Here is an 18,283-nt window from a genome sequence, read left to right on the forward strand (position 1 = left end):
CGGCTAGGCCGCCCGTCTCGCCTTCTCCGCGTCTGGTTTAGATTGAAAGGCGTAACCATAGCCGTCAGCGCGTTGAAGGACGCGGCAATGGCGATAGGAAATCCCCTGAACGGTGGCGTCCTGGGTCTGAATGTTGAACGCTCCGGTTCGGCGCACCGCCACGCGCCCGACATGCACGCCGGCCCTCTTCCCGGCGGGCACTTCGGCACGCACCCAATCGCCGGTCTGGAAGCCGTGGACGCGCTTTTCACGGATGAGGTAGCCGCGCGGAAAGCCGAAGCGATCGAGACGCGTGCGACTGTAGGTGCCACGTCCGGTGGCCCGGATGGCCAGGACCGGGCGGTTCCAGTCGCGCACCTGATCGACGGCGCCAACACAGCTGGCATCCAAGGCGTGGGTCTTGGGGAGGTTCAAGCGGGAGCGGTTGAACTTGGTCCGTCCGCCGGAGCCGGTCTCGACGGGAAGCCCCTGAGCTTTCAGGGCCGCGAACAGCGCCCAGCGCGTGGCATTGACGGCGGCGGCGTCCTGGAGCGGCGCTTGGGCCTGCGCCTGGATCTGGCGCAGGAGCGCCGGTTGGCGTTTCAGAAAGTCCTCGATGGACTGGTTCCCCTTGCGCTGATTGCAGGCTCGGCAGGCGAGCGTCAGATTCGAGACCCGGTCCGAGCCGCCACGCGAGCGCGGCACGATGTGCTCGATCTCCAGCGGTACGCCCGTTGCGCTGCAATAGGCACAGGTGCGGTGCCACTTCTCTAGCAGATATTCGCGCACTTCGTAACCGGCCAGTTCGCCCTGCTGATATTCGACCCCGCTGATCTCCGGGTTCTGCAGGGCTTGGGTGTCGAACCGCACCAATTCCTGACTGAGGGCGGTGATCGGCGCCAGCCGCCGCAGACGCTTCACCCAGTTGACGGTGCTCTCGACTCGATGCTGTACCGAGGGTGGGAGCCAGCCCGTGCGGCGGGTGCGATTCAGGAAGCGCGCGGCTCGGTAGCGGGTCTTGCGAGACCGACGCGCCCGGCGCAAGTGACGCCGTTGCCCCAGGGTCTCCCGGATCGCCTGACCGCGATGCGCCAGTTCCCCGAACCACAGTCCATGCTCCAGGCGCTCGACCGCGCCCGTGTCCGCATCACAGGTCTCGGATTCGCGCACCAGCGCCAGCCCCGTGACGCGACTGCCCGGATCGAGCTTCAGGCGCAGTGGTTGAAGCGCCCCGCCGATCCGATCCTTCAGGCGAATCGTGAAGGGGGCCAGACGCACCACCACCGCGCGTCCGCGCTCCAGCAACAGCCGCGCGCGTTTCTCCGTGCACGGCATCAGCGGATGTTTCTGTTTGTCGAGTACGAATACCGCCATTGGTCTGTTCCAAACGTCTGCCCTTACGGGCCTGGTGACGGAGCCTTGCGGCTCGCTCCCCTCGGGAATGTCTGCAACCGGCTCCCGCCTCGCGGCGGCGATCGGAACCTTCGGCGCTTTGCCTTTCGCCTGCATGACTCCGACCTTCCAGGGTCCGGGACTGAGGAAGCATCCCGGAGTGGGTCTCAACGACCTGTTGCAAACGCAGCGGATGTTCACCGCTGTCCCTGGTCAACCCGGCTCGTGAGTCGCCTCACAAGCCCCCGCCTTCAGGCGGGGGTAGTTGACCGTCATCGACAGGCTCCGCTCGGGGTCTTCGAGTGAATACACGCCACCCACCTGCGTGGTATTGGCGTCACCATAACGCACATGCACGCGGCGTGCCTGTTGCAGTGTGACGATGTTCACGACGCCCGAGAAGGCAAACTCGCCGTAGAGCGCCGAGCCTGGTCCGCGAATCACCTCGATCCGCTCCACCTGTTCGACCGGCATCTCATCGAATATGAGCACGGCACCGTCGCTGGTGTTCATCGACACTGAGTCGATCAGAACCTTGACAGTGCCGGTACTGTTTCCCTGTCCTCTGATCGACAGCGTCATCTCCCCGGTCCCGTTTCGCTCGACCAGGACGCCGGGGATCAGCGTCAGGGCATCCGCCACCGTGCGCACTCCCAGCGCGAGCATCTCGGCGCGATCCAGCACGGTCATGATGCCGGGGACATAGTCGACATTGATACGGTTTTTGGTGGCCAGCTCCGTGGCCTCATCCAGGATGGCCAGCAGCTCGGCCTGTTGTCGATCGGATTGGTCGTCTTCCTGAGGCGTGAGGGTGGCATCGGCGGCTCGTAGGTTGGCGCCGGTCGCAACGCCGGCGCAGAGCGCGCTGACGGCGAGCGAGCGTCGCCAGCGGCCGACAAACGTGTCGATACTGAAGGGGATCGAAACCATAGCAACCTACGCTCTAAGGCGTTCCAGACAGTTGAACCCCAAGGCCCAAGCGGACTCAGGCAATCTTAGCAGTTTCCGCGTATCGGCAATCGCTGCGCATAAGAACGGCTCGTCCCCGCGAGCGCGGGGAACGGGATTCCTGGATGAGCCTTGTTTCGGTCCCAATCGGTTCATCCCCGCGAGCGCGGGGAACGGTGGGCGTCGACGCGATCGCGCCATTCGGTGTCCGGTTCATCCCCGCGAGCGCGGGGAACGGCGCACCCAGCCGAGGATGTATCGAGAAAAATCCGGTTCATCCCCGCGAGCGCGGGGAACGGCGCCAAGCGCCCACGGTCGGCCACATCTGGAACGGTTCATCCCCGCGAGCGCGGGGAACGGGGAACCAAGATCCTCCGTGACGCGGACCCCGAAGGTTCATCCCCGCGAGCGCGGGGAACGGCCGGCGCGGGACTCGGCTCCACATCGATGGGGCGGTTCATCCCCGCGAGCGCGGGGAACGGTCGGTGCTGGACTCGGGAATATTCAGCGCGGTCGGTTCATCCCCGCGAGCGCGGGGAACGGTGCAGAGCGGTCACTGATTCTGGAACAGAGGGCGGTTCATCCCCGCGAGCGCGGGGAACGGTTCAGCGCGGTCTTGAACGCCTCGAATGTGATCGGTTCATCCCCGCGAGCGCGGGGAACGGGTGTACACCACCTTTTCTAAGTAAAACAAGCACGGTTCATCCCCGCGAGCGCGGGGAACGGTATTGTCAGACCCATCAGAAATAGACCATAGCCGGTTCATCCCCGCGAGCGCGGGGAACGGCTCGACAGCAAGCGCTTCCTCTTCCAGCAGGACGGTTCATCCCCGCGAGCGCGGGGAACGGGACGGCAGGATAGTACGATGCGCGATTTCGTCCGGTTCATCCCCGCGAGCGCGGGGAACGGCTGTGATGCGTCGTTTTTTATTCCTGATTTTACGGTTCATCCCCGCGAGCGCGGGGAACGGAGGTCAGAGCCGCGCAGGGCCAAATACGCGCGCGGTTCATCCCCGCGAGCGCGGGGAACGGGCGGCATCGGTGCCGTAGCCGGCCTCCAGCGCCGGTTCATCCCCGCGAGCGCGGGGAACGGGACATCACGCCGCCGATCTGCGTGCCGTCGAGCGGTTCATCCCCGCGAGCGCGGGGAACGGGGTCTGACGAATGGTTTGAGGCCCGCTGCGGACGGTTCATCCCCGCGAGCGCGGGGAACGGCGCGCCAATTTGCACCGCGCAACGCCGGACGCCGGTTCATCCCCGCGAGCGCGGGGAACGGCCCCTTACGCGGCTTGGACGTATCCTCACAGCCGGTTCATCCCCGCGAGCGCGGGGAACGGTTATAGCGCGATGTGGCTCCAACGGCATCGAGCGGTTCATCCCCGCGAGCGCGGGGAACGGTCGGACTGGGATTTGGGGATAAGGTCAAGAGGCGGTTCATCCCCGCGAGCGCGGGGAACGGAAGAGCCAGAAATCAAGGCCTAAATGCCGGTGCGGTTCATCCCCGCGAGCGCGGGGAACGGCAACCTGCGTCTAATCCTGGAGAATGACCCCGCGGTTCATCCCCGCGAGCGCGGGGAACGGGCGCCCTGGCCCGATTCCGGAGCCAGGCACCGACGGTTCATCCCCGCGAGCGCGGGGAACGGGTCATGCGCCGTCGGCACAGACGAGAACGCTACGGTTCATCCCCGCGAGCGCGGGGAACGGGCGAGCGGTGCGCGGGTGCCGGTCTTGGTCGCCGGTTCATCCCCGCGAGCGCGGGGAACGGCAACTCTACGTTTGCAATTCGATTGCGCAATTCGGTTCATCCCCGCGAGCGCGGGGAACGGTATCTGTGAGGCCACTAGTCAACGACTAATCGCGGTTCATCCCCGCGAGCGCGGGGAACGGGAGGTATTCATTCATTTTTGAATCGATCTGACCGGTTCATCCCCGCGAGCGCGGGGAACGGTTTTCTCGCTCATTGGTCGCCTCGTGACGCATCGGTTCATCCCCGCGAGCGCGGGGAACGGTTGTTCGCGGCCCTGCTCAAGAATGCGGGCCACGGTTCATCCCCGCGAGCGCGGGGAACGGTCTACATCGCCATGAAGGGCGCTAACATCCTGCGGTTCATCCCCGCGAGCGCGGGGAACGGCCGGACATGGATTACAGCGCACGGCGCAGCCACGGTTCATCCCCGCGAGCGCGGGGAACGGAGCCGTCTGCTGGGCCTGGGCGGTCTCAGGGGCGGTTCATCCCCGCGAGCGCGGGGAACGGTGAGCGGGAAATTGGGTCACGGTGTCGCCGGACGGTTCATCCCCGCGAGCGCGGGGAACGGATTCGCGATCGGGCGCAAGAGGAGGCTGAGACCGGTTCATCCCCGCGAGCGCGGGGAACGGGCCCCGGATCTGGCCATGCAGCCGTATGCCTACGGTTCATCCCCGCGAGCGCGGGGAACGGATCACCTGCTCGGGTTCTGCGATTCCCCCACCCGGTTCATCCCCGCGAGCGCGGGGAACGGCAGCCGCCCGCCGAAGGATTGATACAGGATAACGGTTCATCCCCGCGAGCGCGGGGAACGGTCCTGTTCCTCGTGGCTGGCGATGGCTGTGGCCGGTTCATCCCCGCGAGCGCGGGGAACGGAACGCCCTACAGCTCGCGCGGCAGAACGAGATCGGTTCATCCCCGCGAGCGCGGGGAACGGGAGGCCCTGCCTGCGTATCACGGTGGGCAGGGCGGTTCATCCCCGCGAGCGCGGGGAACGGGTGCCTTCGCCCGTCCAGCCGGTCCAGCCATGCGGTTCATCCCCGCGAGCGCGGGGAACGGAGCCGGGATCTTGACACCGCATTTGAGCAGATCGGTTCATCCCCGCGAGCGCGGGGAACGGGCGATAAAGCGCTTGTTCGCGCTGTTCGATACCGGTTCATCCCCGCGAGCGCGGGGAACGGTCACCCTGCGCTTCCTGATCCTGGAGTAAGGCCGGTTCATCCCCGCGAGCGCGGGGAACGGACAAACGAGGGCGCGGATACCGACCGCTGGATCGGTTCATCCCCGCGAGCGCGGGGAACGGCCGGGTCTTCAAACGTAGTGGAGCCAATAACACGGTTCATCCCCGCGAGCGCGGGGAACGGTCAGCCATGTCGGTCGTCAGATCCTGCAAATTCGGTTCATCCCCGCGAGCGCGGGGAACGGCCGGGTCTTCAAACGTAGTGGAGCCAATAACACGGTTCATCCCCGCGAGCGCGGGGAACGGGTATTTGATGCGGTCGAATACCTATTCAATAAAGGTTCATCCCCGCGAGCGCGGGGAACGGACCTCTGAGCCGGGGTTAATGGTGCTCATGGCCGGTTCATCCCCGCGAGCGCGGGGAACGGACGGCACGCAGCGAGACATCTGCCTCCAGCACCGGTTCATCCCCGCGAGCGCGGGGAACGGCGGTAGGTCTCGTCGTCGAGACCCAGATCCTTCGGTTCATCCCCGCGAGCGCGGGGAACGGCCACGTATAGGAAGCGCGAAAATCAGGGCGCGCGGTTCATCCCCGCGAGCGCGGGGAACGGATGTTCGTGGTTTAGTGGGTAGGCATATTCACCGGTTCATCCCCGCGAGCGCGGGGAACGGACCGTGGATCCGGTCGGACGCTGGCGATAGACCGGTTCATCCCCGCGAGCGCGGGGAACGGCCGCCCAGACCGTCCAGGAGGCTCCTGGCGGCCGGTTCATCCCCGCGAGCGCGGGGAACGGGCTGAATCCCCGGATGATGGGGCGCGGGTCGCCGGTTCATCCCCGCGAGCGCGGGGAACGGACGCCGAACGGCTCTGGGCGTGCTCGGGTCGCCGGTTCATCCCCGCGAGCGCGGGGAACGGTTCACCGGAATCGGGAAAACGTCGGGATCGACCGGTTCATCCCCGCGAGCGCGGGGAACGGGATCAGAGTAATCATGCGAGTGACGCCAACCGCGGTTCATCCCCGCGAGCGCGGGGAACGGTGTCTTATATCTCTAATTCGCAGTCCATTATGCGGTTCATCCCCGCGAGCGCGGGGAACGGACTTTGATATCCTGTCTTTATCATTAAAGAACCGGTTCATCCCCGCGAGCGCGGGGAACGGACGGCACGCAGCGAGACATCTGCCTCCAGCACCGGTTCATCCCCGCGAGCGCGGGGAACGGCGAGGACTGCAAGTCCTGGCTGCGCTCGCCGACGGTTCATCCCCGCGAGCGCGGGGAACGGGCAAGGTCCAGAGCACGAAAGAAATTAGGCGGCGGTTCATCCCCGCGAGCGCGGGGAACGGGAAATCCATTTCGGGCGAATCCAACGGGGCGTCGGTTCATCCCCGCGAGCGCGGGGAACGGAGCGATTTTTTCGATTCACTGCCGACTGTTTACGGTTCATCCCCGCGAGCGCGGGGAACGGGGCAGCGAGTTCCTCGACGAGATGGTGCGCACCGGTTCATCCCCGCGAGCGCGGGGAACGGAACAAGGCTGATGCGACCCGCGCGAAAGCGTTCGGTTCATCCCCGCGAGCGCGGGGAACGGTCGAGCAACCGCAGCGCGTTCGGGAACTGCGTCGGTTCATCCCCGCGAGCGCGGGGAACGGGGTGGCGCTGCTGTGCTATGACGAGCTGACGCACGGTTCATCCCCGCGAGCGCGGGGAACGGTGTCATTCCTCCCGCCCGGCGCAGTCATAAAGCGGTTCATCCCCGCGAGCGCGGGGAACGGCGGAGCAAGGCCGCAGTAGCCGCGACGGCGAGCGGTTCATCCCCGCGAGCGCGGGGAACGGACCGAATCCCCGACGACCCCAGGATCCCAAGACGGTTCATCCCCGCGAGCGCGGGGAACGGCGGCTGTCATCGCATTTATGGGTCTCAAGCGGCGGTTCATCCCCGCGAGCGCGGGGAACGGGTACGGACGCAGCGACTCTTGGTGGCGCTGTGCGGTTCATCCCCGCGAGCGCGGGGAACGGTTGTATCTATCTGAGTAGGTGTTCCAATGAACCGGTTCATCCCCGCGAGCGCGGGGAACGGCTGTCCTGATGTCGGCGACTCGGGACTCTGAACGGTTCATCCCCGCGAGCGCGGGGAACGGCTAAAAGCATCCCGAGGGAGCGTATAAGGCCGCGGTTCATCCCCGCGAGCGCGGGGAACGGAGCGTCAGCCGCTCCGCGATGGCTAGTCCAGGCGGTTCATCCCCGCGAGCGCGGGGAACGGGCGCCGGGCGTGCGATCGATCTCGTCAAATATCGGTTCATCCCCGCGAGCGCGGGGAACGGCTCCCCAAACCACCGCCAGAAGTTCCTCACCCCGGTTCATCCCCGCGAGCGCGGGGAACGGGCCAACAATCCAGCCACCATCACTAGCGCTCGCGGTTCATCCCCGCGAGCGCGGGGAACGGTTCCCAGGTTTGGCGTGTTTTTCCCTGGCTTTCGGTTCATCCCCGCGAGCGCGGGGAACGGGGGGCGGGCGTCTGTAGATTGGGCCGCGTCAGCGGTTCATCCCCGCGAGCGCGGGGAACGGGTTTACCGACAAGCCCCCGGACATGCGAATCAACGGTTCATCCCCGCGAGCGCGGGGAACGGGCGTGTTTTTCCCCGGCTCTCTTCGGCGTGCACGGTTCATCCCCGCGAGCGCGGGGAACGGGGAGTTCTGCCAATAATTGTGGTGGAACCTGTCGGTTCATCCCCGCGAGCGCGGGGAACGGACTTCCCATACTTGCCTGATCTAGAAAAAGAAATCAGACGCTGAGAAATCTACCAACAAAATGCCTCTTTTCAAAGGGGCACGATTTTGATTGTCAAAGAACTCAGTTTGGCTCATCGAGCGGCTTGAAACTGACCAACCGCAAACCGTCGAAATCGACTGGAACACGCCGGTTCTTGCCGACGGTGAGAAAATCGTAGCCCGACTCCGTGTTGGTGTTCCAAGCCATGACCGCATTGCCATCTTCGACGCCCTCCAGCACTTGATTCCAGATGAACTCGCGCAGCCGCTTCGACGGATTGCCGATATAGACCCCGGCGCGGATCTCCAGCAGCCAGACCGCAAGCCGTCCGCGCAGACGCGGCGGAACGTTCTCAGTGACGATGACCAGCATCGCCCAAGGGTTTCCCATCGTCGATAGCCGGCGCGACCGCCTCGGGGGCCGGCTTTGGCGGTTCGATCTCGCCAGCGGACAATACGTCTTCGATCATCGGGATGATTTTGCCCAGGAGCTTGCTCTCCCGGAACACATCTCGGCAGGCTAGCCGAACCAGGCGCTCGGCGTGCGATTGCGGCGGATTCTTGGCCGCGATCTGGAACGCCACCGGCACCACGGTCTCGAATTTGACGATATCGGCGATGTCGTAAACGAACGATTGCGGCTTGCCGGTGTGGATGAACCCAACCGCCGGCGCATAGCCGGCCGCCAGAATCGCCGCCTCGGTAATGCCATAAAGACAGGCCGTCGCCGCCGACAGACAGGTGTTGGGAACATCACTGGTGTCCCATTCGCTGGGGTCATAGCGCCGACCGCGCCACTGGACGCCATACCGCTTGGCGAGGTTTTCGTAAGTTTTCTTGACCCGCGCCCCTTCGATTCCGCGCAACTGCTCGACACTGCGTCGTTCGGGCGGTTTCTCCCCAAAGCGCAGCTCGTACATTTTGCGCACCACCTTGAGCCGGGCCTGATCGTCAAGGGCCAGTTTGGCCTGATACAACAGCCGATCCGACCGCGCGCCACCCGGCTGGCCGGACGCATAGAGCCGCACACCCGCTTCACCGACCCAGACCAGCAGGGTGCCGACCCGCGCCGCAAGCGCCGCCGCCCGGTGCGAGACGCGCGTCCCCGGCTCCAGCATGATGCAGGCGATGCTGCCAATCGGAATGTGGGTGCGCACGCCGGTCTTGTCGATCACGACGAAGGCCCCATCGAGCACGTCGATTTCGCCGTACTCGATGAAGATCAGGCTGATCCGTTCCTTCATGGCAATGGGCTTGAGTGGTGGAAGCATGGCATTCGGCCGTGTTGGTACCTCTCGCGTTATGGAGTAGCTCGACTGGAGAAAGGATCAGGCCGCGATCTCGATGTAGTCGACCTGACTGGTCGGCGTTGGCACCGGCAAGCCATCTTCTCGCAGACCTTCCAGATGAAACGCGATCGCTTCCCGAATCTCCCGCTCGGTCTCCTCCAGGGTGCGCCCGGTAGCGATGCACCCTGGCAGATCGGGGACATAGGCCGAGTAGTTATGCTCTGCTCGTTCGATCACGATGGCGTAACGCATTGTCGCGGCCCTCATTTCCAACCGGCTTGTTTGTAATACTGCTCACCGTGCCTGGAGCCAAGTCGTCGCTCGACTTGCCCGGTCATGAGGTAGCACGACGCACCAGCAGCAGTCCGCAGCCGAACGCCTTAGCGGGACCAAGGCCGTTTTCCAGTAATGCGACTAGCGCATTCGGATCAAGGACGGTCAAGAGACCCTCGAAGGTAGCGCACAGGATCTTTCCGCCTCGGTTGGCCTTACGAAAGTAGAGAGGCGGATGCGGTGTGACAGCGACAGCCTCGACTTCGGCGACATCCTTGAGCCGCTGTATCAGCCAGGATTTTTGGGTTTCCTCAGTGATCAGCGGAACACGGCAGGTATCGCGTGTCTTCCGTGGTTTGGTGTCTGCCTGTCGATCTTTGATGGTCTTGATCGGGTTCGCCGTCAGGATAAAGGCGAGCCGTTGGCCTTGCGAGGGTTGCGGGTTGATCTCTCGGCTACCGATGAGGTTCAGGGTGGCCTCGGGTTGTGGCATACACCTGGATTGAATCAGAACCTGGGCCGGTCGGCCGGGCCGATGGTCCTCCACCCGGAACAGGAATCCCCGACGCGGCTGATCCGGCGTTCGGCGTGATTCCGCCGCTTCGCCGGGAAAGAGTCGCCATATGGCGCGGTGCATGTCATAGGGGTTGCGGGCCTCGGACCAAGGAATCTCAGCGCGACTCAGGATCATGAAGATTCCTCCTCGCGATGCAGATAGAGGCGGCGAGTAGCAAATTGGCGATGGCGACCGTAGCGGGGAACGTCGCGAATCCAGGTTGGTTGATCCGAGACGAGTTCGTCTTCGCTGTAGATGAGTCCGCCATGGGGCGGAAACTGCGCTAATGCCGCTTTCGCGTCATCGGCTTCAATGCAATCCGGGCGTTCGAGCAGGGGGCGGCCCAGGGGGCAGGAGCGTCGTCCCAAAACGGGCGTGAAGCGCGGTTGCCGCAGAGATTCGGCGATCCGCGCCAGACTGAAACTTGCGTCTGGTCTGGAGCCGATAGCCACGGCGAAGGCGGCATCGAATAGATATTCCCTATGCGACTGGATCGGGAATTTATTCGTCGATCCGTCGACCTTCCGGGCATCGAGCACGGTGTGATAGTCAGACAGCTTGGTATGGCGCTTGGGCATCAGGCGATCGACGCCGGGACGCGGAGCGCCCGTGTCGAGGCGGACTGTGAATGCGACGCTCTCGGCGAGTGCATCGAGACTCGGGGTGTCGGATCGGTCCAGCCCGAGACAGGCGCCCAGGAGTCCAAGCAGACCGCTACGGGTTGGAAACGGGTTGCTGGGACGATAGTCCTCGAAGGTGTGTGTGCCCCAAGCCTGCATGGGGCCATCGAGTCGAAGGATCAGGTAGCTCGGCATGTCGGTACGCCTCACGCCCGACCATCGTTGGCAAGCCACTGTTCGAGGTCTGCGATCGAGGTCAGAACCTCTTGATCACCCAGCTTGATTCCTCCCCGGAGTGCAAAGGCGCGCGCCTGTTCGTCGAGTCCGTAGGCGCTGTTGACCCGTGACCAATAGTCGGCGAGCGCGGTGATGGATGGCTGGAGAAAACCTCCAATCTTGCGCTCACGTTCGATGGGTTCCTCGAAGGCGTTGGCAAGAGAGACGGGCTGATCGGCGAGGCTGACGATCACGAAGTCAGCCAGGTTGTGTGCCGCGAATGACTGCTGCTTGGCGGAAGGCACCACGGTGGCCAGCAGATGCAAGACATGGCGAGCGATATCGAGCGCGCGCGCGCGCGACTCCGTCGTTTGCTCGGCATTTATGTTGGCCAGCAAGCCAAGATTAAACTGAAGCTGACGCAGATTGAGGCTGGCATAGCGGTAGAAGACGCCCGCCGAGAATTGCTGGGTATTCAGGTGTCCGGCGCCGGTTTCGCCGGCATCCAGGGTCAGATCGTCGACAGCAGTGAACCAGTCGATGTCCTGAGGCTCCACCGTGTGGGTCGTGATGGCGTGAGCAACAGCGAGCGCCCCATCGACCGGATAGATGAGTTCGGAATTGGCCATGCGTCCGGAGAGCGCGACATCCAGGTCGATGCGGGTGCGTTGCTCGCGCTCCAGACGCTGGATTTCGGCCTTCATGTACTCGATACGGCCTTTCTCCGGTTTGCCGGCGGCTTCGAGCAGGATCTGTTTGATTCCCTCGATTTCAGCGCAACTGAATGGAATGATCTGGGTTTCGATATGATCGCTTTTCTTGTCGCGTTCATACTTACCAATCTCGTCGATCTTGGTCTTTCCCTCGAAAATAGCCGCCGCATACAGCGCGCACTTCTCGATGGCCGTGGTCTGCTCAGCCGATTCGGCCGATGCGCTCAACTCGTCGGCCATTTTATCGAACAGCCGGCGCGTGCGCTGCGACTTACTAATAAAGTACCTGGCGTAATAGTCGCTATATCTGATCGCGCGCTTGAGTGATTGACTGGAAATGCGCACCCGAGTCTTACCGCCGAAGATGGCGGTTTTCTGCATGTTCATGTCGTCCCGGTTGAGGCAGGACGGACTGTGTGAAATGAGGACGTGGAAATTGACGAAATTCCTGGTGTTCATTCACTTGTCTCCCTGGTCGATCTTGTGGAGGGCGATGTAGTAGCCTTCGACGAGGCGGCGTTTGCTGGATCCTGTCTTTTTACTGCCCCAGTACCAAAGGAGCGGAGCCAGATCTAGCCAGCCGACGGCTGGATGCAGTTGCATCACGAGCCGTCTCAAGGCGATGAGATCGTCCGGCGGATTGGCGCGGGCAATTTGCATGATCCGCTCTTCGGAAATGCTGTTGGCGCATAGAGTCATGAAGCCGGTGTTGCTGTTCAGTTCTGGGCACCAGGGCAGAAAAAACGCGAGCAGTGTTTCCTGATTCGAAGGTCTGCTTCCTGGAAACAGATGGTAGAGTCCAGGCAGATCCCTCAAGTCGTCCGGCTCGGCGGCTCGGCGCAGTCCGGCCTTCGCTCCGTTGGGTAGCCGTTCGAAGCGAGCATGGTATTCGGCGAAATCCGGCGCTTCGGTGCTCATTGGCTCTCCTTGAGTTTCTTGAGATCAGCATTCAGGCTGCGGCGTGCCCAAGCGATGATTGGGATCAACTCAGGTTTCATTGTGTAAGGTTCGGTCATAGCATCGAAGATATCGCGGCAGTCAGCAGCAAGCGCATCGATATAAGCCGCGCGATTCTCTTTCCATTGCATGAACGTAGTCGGTCTGGACAAAGTTTCAATGATTTTGCCTTCGGTCCGAGAGTAGAAGATTCGTTCTCCGACGTCCTGTATAGGAGATCCAATTCCTGGAAGCATTTTTTCTTATGCCCTTTGGACGCGAAAGAGAGCTTGTCCTTTAGACTCTCTTTGGCTTTTATGCCCAGCGCTACCAAATCTTTTAATCGACTGCCGTCTTCTTCGCTCCAGCCCGCTGCCAGAGAAAGCATCTCATGACGGCGCTCTGTGACCGATGCTTTGTTATTGCGGTAGCCGCCTATGATCAAAGTAAGTGGTTGGGGCTTTTCGAGCGCTGTTACTGCCATTGATTTAGCTTGAGCGACCGGAGTCGCTGGCCGACTGCCTTCTCCTTTCGGGCCATTGATGCGTAGGACCATCTCTGTGAGGCGTGTCCAGGCCGGAGCCTCTGTGGTGAAGGAGGCAAATTTCATCTCCAACGCACCCTTCTTGAGGCTCGACTGGAGTACGCCATGCGGATGCGGCCAAGTGCCTTCCAGCGTGAAGTTGAATTTCTCCTTCCGAAAGCCTGTGTAGAGCGGGCCAGCCTCAATGCCGAGCAGGTCGCAAGGTCCGGATTCGCGGCTACCAACCAGCTCGACATGGGCCGGCTGCCAGAACAGTCCGCGAGCGAGTCCGATTTGGTGAGCATGGATCGTCTCTTTTGACCGAATCGGTTCGATCCAGGTCGGCAGATCCTGACTCAGGTCGTGCTGCCAATCCGGGAAATCCGTGCGGATGAACTCCGGGGTCAGCACATTGCACCAGATCCGTTTGCGCAGATTGCGGCCATCGACGAGTGTCGTGATAGGAGCGATACCACGCAGACTGCCCTTAAAACCGCCGCCGAAGCTGGGGCAATTGGTCGCTTGATGGAAGAGCGCGATGGCGGCAACCGGCGCTGAAAGCACCGAGACCTCACCAGGCGCGTTGAAAAAGGCATGATTGGTCCCCTCCGGCAGGCCGATCAGGAGTTTTTGGATGGGCGTGACGTCTTTGGCAACGACTCCGCGTGTTTGCATGAAAGGCTGCGTCGGGTGATCCAGGTCGAACCATTCCAGGCAGGGCGAAATGCCCTCGGTGAATTCGTCTGGTGTGAGCGGTATATCGATGCGGTCCAGCAGGACATCATCCTCCGGGGGCAGGAACATGATCTGCGTCATGCAGATCAGGAGTTGCAGACAGGCCAGTTCCAGGTCGTCTCGGGGAAGACTGATCTGCCAGTCTTCGTCTTCGCAGAGCAGTTCCTGATAGGTGAGCAACCGAAACGTGCCACTTCCGCCGTGGGCTCGCACCGGGATCCAGGGTGTCTTCAACAGATCCATAATCCTCATCCTGAACACGACTGGCGCCGCAGTTGGTGCAGACGCCTTGGTTTTTCTAGAGTCGAAGCAGGAACAGTGTTGCTATAAAGAACAGGAAAATCAGCAACATCAGCATCGCAATCAGTTTGAGTGCGACTATCCCATCCGGGCCCAGTTTGCCGAGTTCGACCACCAGATCTTTCAAGGCTTTGATCGTCTCAAACATTCTGAGCTCCACCAAATCGAGTACGAATGTCGCTGAGTATAGTCGGCGCGTTTCAACTTGCAAGAGTTAAAGTGTTAATCTCATCGTGTGCTATTCTTTGACAGAATTCCCGGCTTAGCTTGGGATGACCCAAGTTACAGTGTCCTGTGACATCGAAATTGGGTTCGTTCCCCGCATTAGCGGGGTGCCTCCGTCGGCGGGTCCATGAGGCCCGCCGTTTCTGCTTTGGCCAAGCCAAGCTCAGTCGTGTAGCAGACTCCTCCATCAAGGCTACTCCAGCGTTGTTGGCCGTCGTCATGCATCTTGAGCCGAATGCGGCCATCCTCATCGCGGACGTGGCCCGCAAGCTGCCTGTCGCCCCAACTGTGCGGTGCGGGAACCGTGTTCAACATGAGCGTTTCAGCTTGGGTGTATTCGTCCATCTGGTCAGGATCTTCGCCGTCCAGCAGGCGACCATCCTCTCGAGTCAGCAGAACGGATAAGCTCATTTCGCCATCTCGTGTGAGCGAGGTCAGGCGCTCTTCGTCGTCGCGAAATTTGCTCAGGTTCATGGTCGTGAGACGATGTGCTTTCTTTTCTGCCTCGCTTTGGTCGTCCCGCCACGCCAGATGTTTGCCATAGACGGTCCCAGGCTCATCATCCCAGGGAGCTTCTCCATAGACAGGCTCGATCCATTCCCGATAGGCTGCTGGAAAATGGATCTGCTTGTGCCGGGCCAGCAGGAACTCGGTTCGCCACAGCAGGCGTGCATCGCCGTAGATCAGTTCATGCAGACCGTAATCGTCCGTTTCGACCGACAGGACGGTGCAGGTGGGAACCTGGAAATCATCGGGACGTTTGCGCGAGTGTCTGTGCAAGCGTCCGAGACGCTGGAATAGGAGGTCGACCGGGCAGAGCTGAGTGATGAGCCAATCGAAGTCCAGATCGAGGCTCTGCTCGATGACCTGGGTCGCGACCAGGATGCGTCCTTGAGTCCGTTCGGCGTCACGTCCGTAGTGCTCGATCACCCGCTGCTCGATACGCTGTCGGTCCTGGAGCCTGAAGCGGGCATGGAAGAGATCGACGGGCACCTGGGCATTCTTGTGGAGCTGAATCCAGAGTTGCTGAGCATCGTCGACCGTGTTCATCACGATGCCAACCAGGGCACCGGATTCGGCTGCGTCGATGATACGTTGGATGAGCGGCTCGTCGGGGCAAGCACCGCCCAGTTTGGAGAGGCTGACTTCGATGGTGCGTTGGGCCGGGCGCTCGGTGTCCGGCAAGCTCAAGGGTGAGTCGGATTCGGATAGCGCGGCCGTATTCCAGATGGCCGGATAATTGGCGACATCCGCGACTGGTTCGTGCCCCCATGATTCCAAAAGCTTGCCGCGAATGCTGGCGGGCAAGGTCGCCGACAGCAGGATGGCGCTTCCCCCAACCGCCTTCTGGCGCTTGAGCACCTCGATCAGCAGCCCATTCATGTAGGCATCATAGGCATGCACCTCGTCGACGATCAGAACGGAGCGGTGCAGCCCGAAAGCCCGGACGAAATTGTGTCTGACCGGCAGGACGGACAGCAAGACCTGATCGACCGTGCAGACGCCGATCTGTCCCAGGAAGACACGCTTGCGGCTGCTGGCCAGCCAGGCGGCACACTGGACGCCGGCCTCGGTCTCGCCCTGAGCCGTGCGTTTGGATCCGGCCTCGATAAGCCGTTGGTACGCCTGATTCAGCCGACTATGCCCATGAGCCAGAACCAGATTCGCGCGACCAAAGGCGCTCTTGGAGAAGGTTTCACAACGTCCAAGCATCGCGTTTGCCGTGGCCTGAGTGGGAAGCGCGAAGACGATCGACTCGGCCAGTCCGGCATCGATCAGGCGCCAGGCGTAGGCCAATGCCGCTTCGGTCTTGCCGCTGCCCGTGGGAGCTTCAACGATCGTCAGTCCTGGAACAAGCGGCAGATCGTCGATCATGACCTGAGTGCCGCGCGGATGCTCGTCGGTTTTGAGCAGAGCCGGGATTCCCTGATAGGCCAGCGGCGTGGCGATCAGCCCGAAGTGCCTCAAGATATCGTCGCGTCTGATCTGCTCCAAGCGTGAATGCAAATAGTCGTTTGGAGAGAGTGCAGGCGGGGCGTAGGCAAAGACGTCGACATTGGAGCCTATCCAGTCGCACAGACTACAGAATCCCGCCAGCAGGTTTCGGGCTTCGGTTACGCATGGCGGTGGTGGATCTTCGAGGCTCAACCCAGCCGGGTGGAGGAAGAGATCGGCCGCTTCCTGGATCCATGCACGGCGCGCATTGGCGTCTTGCTCCAATATAGTCGCTTCGGCATAAGCAGGAAGAGGATCGTCGTTATCCGGGATCTCTCCGTGATGCCCCGTCACGGCGGCAAGCCACGAGGACCAAGCTTTCAATGCGTGACGGCTTGCGGGTTTGAACCAACCGCGAAGCTCGGCCATCGACAGACGGTATCCTTCACGGCCATGATCGTAGTGTCCGCCCGAGGTATCGATCAGCTTCGTCGAGGCTAGATCGGGCCAGATCTGAGGCAGGATATGGGGGGCTTTGATCTGAAACAGCGCGTGCAGCTTTCCGATGTCATGGAGTGCGACGAAAAACAGGATCCACGCCAGAAGCCGCTGAATTTCCGCCTCTTCCACGTCAAAGGCAGCCATGAGAGTACGGCGGACTGCCGACGAATCTCGCCAAAACGTTGCTGCAATTACTGCTGCATCGAGGGAATGGTAAGCGAAGGGATGCCATTTGTTGGCCCCTTCGACTCCCGTATCTGCCTTCGCCCAATAACGCCAATAGTCCTTGGATAACATGACGGGACTCCGCTTTTCCGTGTCATCAGGAGTCCTGATCATAGACGAAGTGACGGGCGTTCCGCCAAACCTGGGATGGCGTATTTCGTGTATTGTTTGGGCTTTGTCGCCGTTAGAGTGAAGATGGGCAGTCGGTCAAGGCGCGCTTGATATCGATGGATTGTCAGCCGGACGCCCGACTCCTACACTGTGACGCATTCGTGACCCTTCCTGCCTCCGTGCCGAGGCCATGGTTTCTGTCGCGCCTCCCTCACCGTCGGCCCGACCGGGCCGCAGATCAACCCTCAACGATCAAAACGATCAACCATGAACCCTCATCATCCGATCGGCGTCTTCGATTCAGGCCTGGGCGGACTGACCGTACTGCGCGAGATCCGCCGCCTGCTGCCGGGCGAAGATCTGCTCTATGTGGCCGACTCGGCCCACGCGCCCTATGGCGACAAGTCCATGGCCTTCATCGAGTCGCGCTCCATCGCCATCACCGAATTCCTGCTCGAACGCGGCGCCAAGGCGATCGTGGTGGCCTGCAACACCGCCACCGGCGCCGCCGCGAAGCTGTTGCGCACTCAGTACAATGTCCCCCTGATCGCCATGGAGCCGGCCGTCAAGCCGGCGGTCGAACGCACGCGTTCGGGCGTGGTGGCGGTGCTGGCCACGCGCCGGACGCTGGCCAGTCACAACTTCTCGGTGCTGCTCGGGCGGCTCGAAACCGACGCCGAGATCCTGTTGCAACCCTGTCCGGGGCTGGTCGAGCGGGTCGAGGCTGGTGATCTGGCAGGGGAGGGGACACGCGAACTGCTGCGCGGTTATCTGGAACCGTTGCTCGCGCGCGGGGCCGATACCCTGGTCCTGGGCTGCACCCACTATCCGCTGCTGACCCCCTTGATCCAGGAACTGGCCGGACCGGACGTGCTCATTCTGGACTCGGGCATCGGGGTCGCGCGTCAGGTGCGCCGCCGACTGAGCGAAGCCGAGCTACTGGCCCCGGAAGAGCGGACCGGACGCGAGCGCTTCTGGACCAGCGCGCCCCCGGCCAGGATGCACGCCCTCATGGCACGGCTCTGGGCGGGAGAGGTCGAACTCGCGCGCTGGGTCGAGTCGGAGGCCGAGGATGACCGGAGATCCCCCGGCGATCTGGCGCTGGAGCCGACCTGA

Annotated in this window: 13 protein-coding genes and 1 CRISPR repeat array; of the genes, 1 reads left to right on the plus strand and 12 read right to left on the minus strand. The window is 62.4% G+C overall.

Features of this window, described 5'->3' with window-relative positions; translation table 11 throughout:
• Positions 1–3 precede the first annotated feature (3 nt).
• The 12 genes from iscB to cas3 form a co-directional block, all read right to left on the minus strand.
• Positions 4–1,353, minus strand: coding sequence for an RNA-guided endonuclease IscB (gene iscB / locus ALVIN_RS03205; RefSeq protein WP_012969869.1), 1,350 nt, complete (start codon positions 1,351–1,353; stop codon positions 4–6).
• Positions 1,354–1,584: 231 nt separating this feature from the next.
• Positions 1,585–2,301 carry a TonB-dependent receptor plug domain-containing protein gene (locus tag ALVIN_RS18190; protein ID WP_012969870.1) on the minus strand — a complete coding sequence of 239 codons (717 nt, stop codon included), beginning with the start codon at positions 2,299–2,301 and terminating at the stop codon, positions 1,585–1,587.
• Between the two features lie 105 nt (positions 2,302–2,406).
• A CRISPR array of direct repeats spans positions 2,407–7,989; the repeat unit is 29 nt; unit sequence CGGTTCATCCCCGCGAGCGCGGGGAACGG.
• 102 nt (positions 7,990–8,091) lie between these two features.
• Positions 8,092–8,382, minus strand: a complete 291-nt coding sequence (cas2e, locus tag ALVIN_RS03215) for a type I-E CRISPR-associated endoribonuclease Cas2e (protein WP_012969871.1) — start codon at positions 8,380–8,382, stop codon at positions 8,092–8,094.
• Positions 8,363–9,280, minus strand: a complete 918-nt coding sequence (gene cas1e / locus ALVIN_RS03220; protein ID WP_012969872.1) for a type I-E CRISPR-associated endonuclease Cas1e — start codon at positions 9,278–9,280, stop codon at positions 8,363–8,365. The genes cas2e and cas1e overlap by 20 nt, the downstream gene beginning before the upstream one ends.
• 57 nt (positions 9,281–9,337) lie before the next feature.
• Complete coding sequence (locus ALVIN_RS03225; RefSeq protein WP_012969873.1) at positions 9,338–9,550, minus strand: type II toxin-antitoxin system HicB family antitoxin; 213 nt, start codon at positions 9,548–9,550, stop codon at positions 9,338–9,340.
• Between the two features lie 82 nt (positions 9,551–9,632).
• The gene (cas6e, locus tag ALVIN_RS03230) at positions 9,633–10,262 is read right to left on the minus strand and encodes a type I-E CRISPR-associated protein Cas6/Cse3/CasE (RefSeq protein WP_012969874.1); all 630 of its coding nucleotides are present in this window, start codon (positions 10,260–10,262) and stop codon (positions 9,633–9,635) included.
• Positions 10,259–10,942, minus strand: a complete 684-nt coding sequence (gene cas5e / locus ALVIN_RS03235; protein ID WP_012969875.1) for a type I-E CRISPR-associated protein Cas5/CasD — start codon at positions 10,940–10,942, stop codon at positions 10,259–10,261. The genes cas6e and cas5e overlap by 4 nt, the downstream gene beginning before the upstream one ends.
• A gap of 11 nt (positions 10,943–10,953) precedes the next feature.
• A complete protein-coding gene (gene cas7e / locus ALVIN_RS03240; RefSeq protein WP_012969876.1) occupies positions 10,954–12,135 on the minus strand; it encodes a type I-E CRISPR-associated protein Cas7/Cse4/CasC in 1,182 nt (393 codons plus the stop codon).
• On the minus strand, positions 12,136–12,594 hold the full coding sequence (gene casB / locus ALVIN_RS03245) for a type I-E CRISPR-associated protein Cse2/CasB (RefSeq protein WP_012969877.1): 459 nt from the start codon (positions 12,592–12,594) through the stop codon (positions 12,136–12,138).
• 94 nt (positions 12,595–12,688) lie between these two features.
• Positions 12,689–14,113, minus strand: a complete 1,425-nt coding sequence (gene casA, locus ALVIN_RS03250) for a type I-E CRISPR-associated protein Cse1/CasA (protein WP_012969879.1) — start codon at positions 14,111–14,113, stop codon at positions 12,689–12,691.
• Positions 14,114–14,168: 55 nt separating this feature from the next.
• Positions 14,169–14,318 (minus strand): hypothetical protein, encoded by a 150-nt coding sequence (locus ALVIN_RS17760; protein ID WP_012969880.1) that lies wholly within the window; start codon positions 14,316–14,318, stop codon positions 14,169–14,171.
• Positions 14,319–14,494: 176 nt separating this feature from the next.
• Positions 14,495–17,128: a CRISPR-associated helicase/endonuclease Cas3 gene (gene cas3 / locus ALVIN_RS03255; protein WP_012969881.1), complete on the minus strand. Its 2,634-nt coding sequence runs from the start codon at positions 17,126–17,128 to the stop codon at positions 14,495–14,497.
• 306 nt (positions 17,129–17,434) lie between these two features.
• On the opposite strand from cas3, the gene murI reads away from it, so the two are divergent.
• The gene (gene murI, locus ALVIN_RS03260; RefSeq protein ID WP_012969882.1) at positions 17,435–18,283 is read left to right on the plus strand and encodes a glutamate racemase; all 849 of its coding nucleotides are present in this window, start codon (positions 17,435–17,437) and stop codon (positions 18,281–18,283) included.

The organism is Allochromatium vinosum DSM 180 (assembly GCF_000025485.1).
Classification (GTDB): domain Bacteria; phylum Pseudomonadota; class Gammaproteobacteria; order Chromatiales; family Chromatiaceae; genus Thermochromatium; species Thermochromatium vinosum.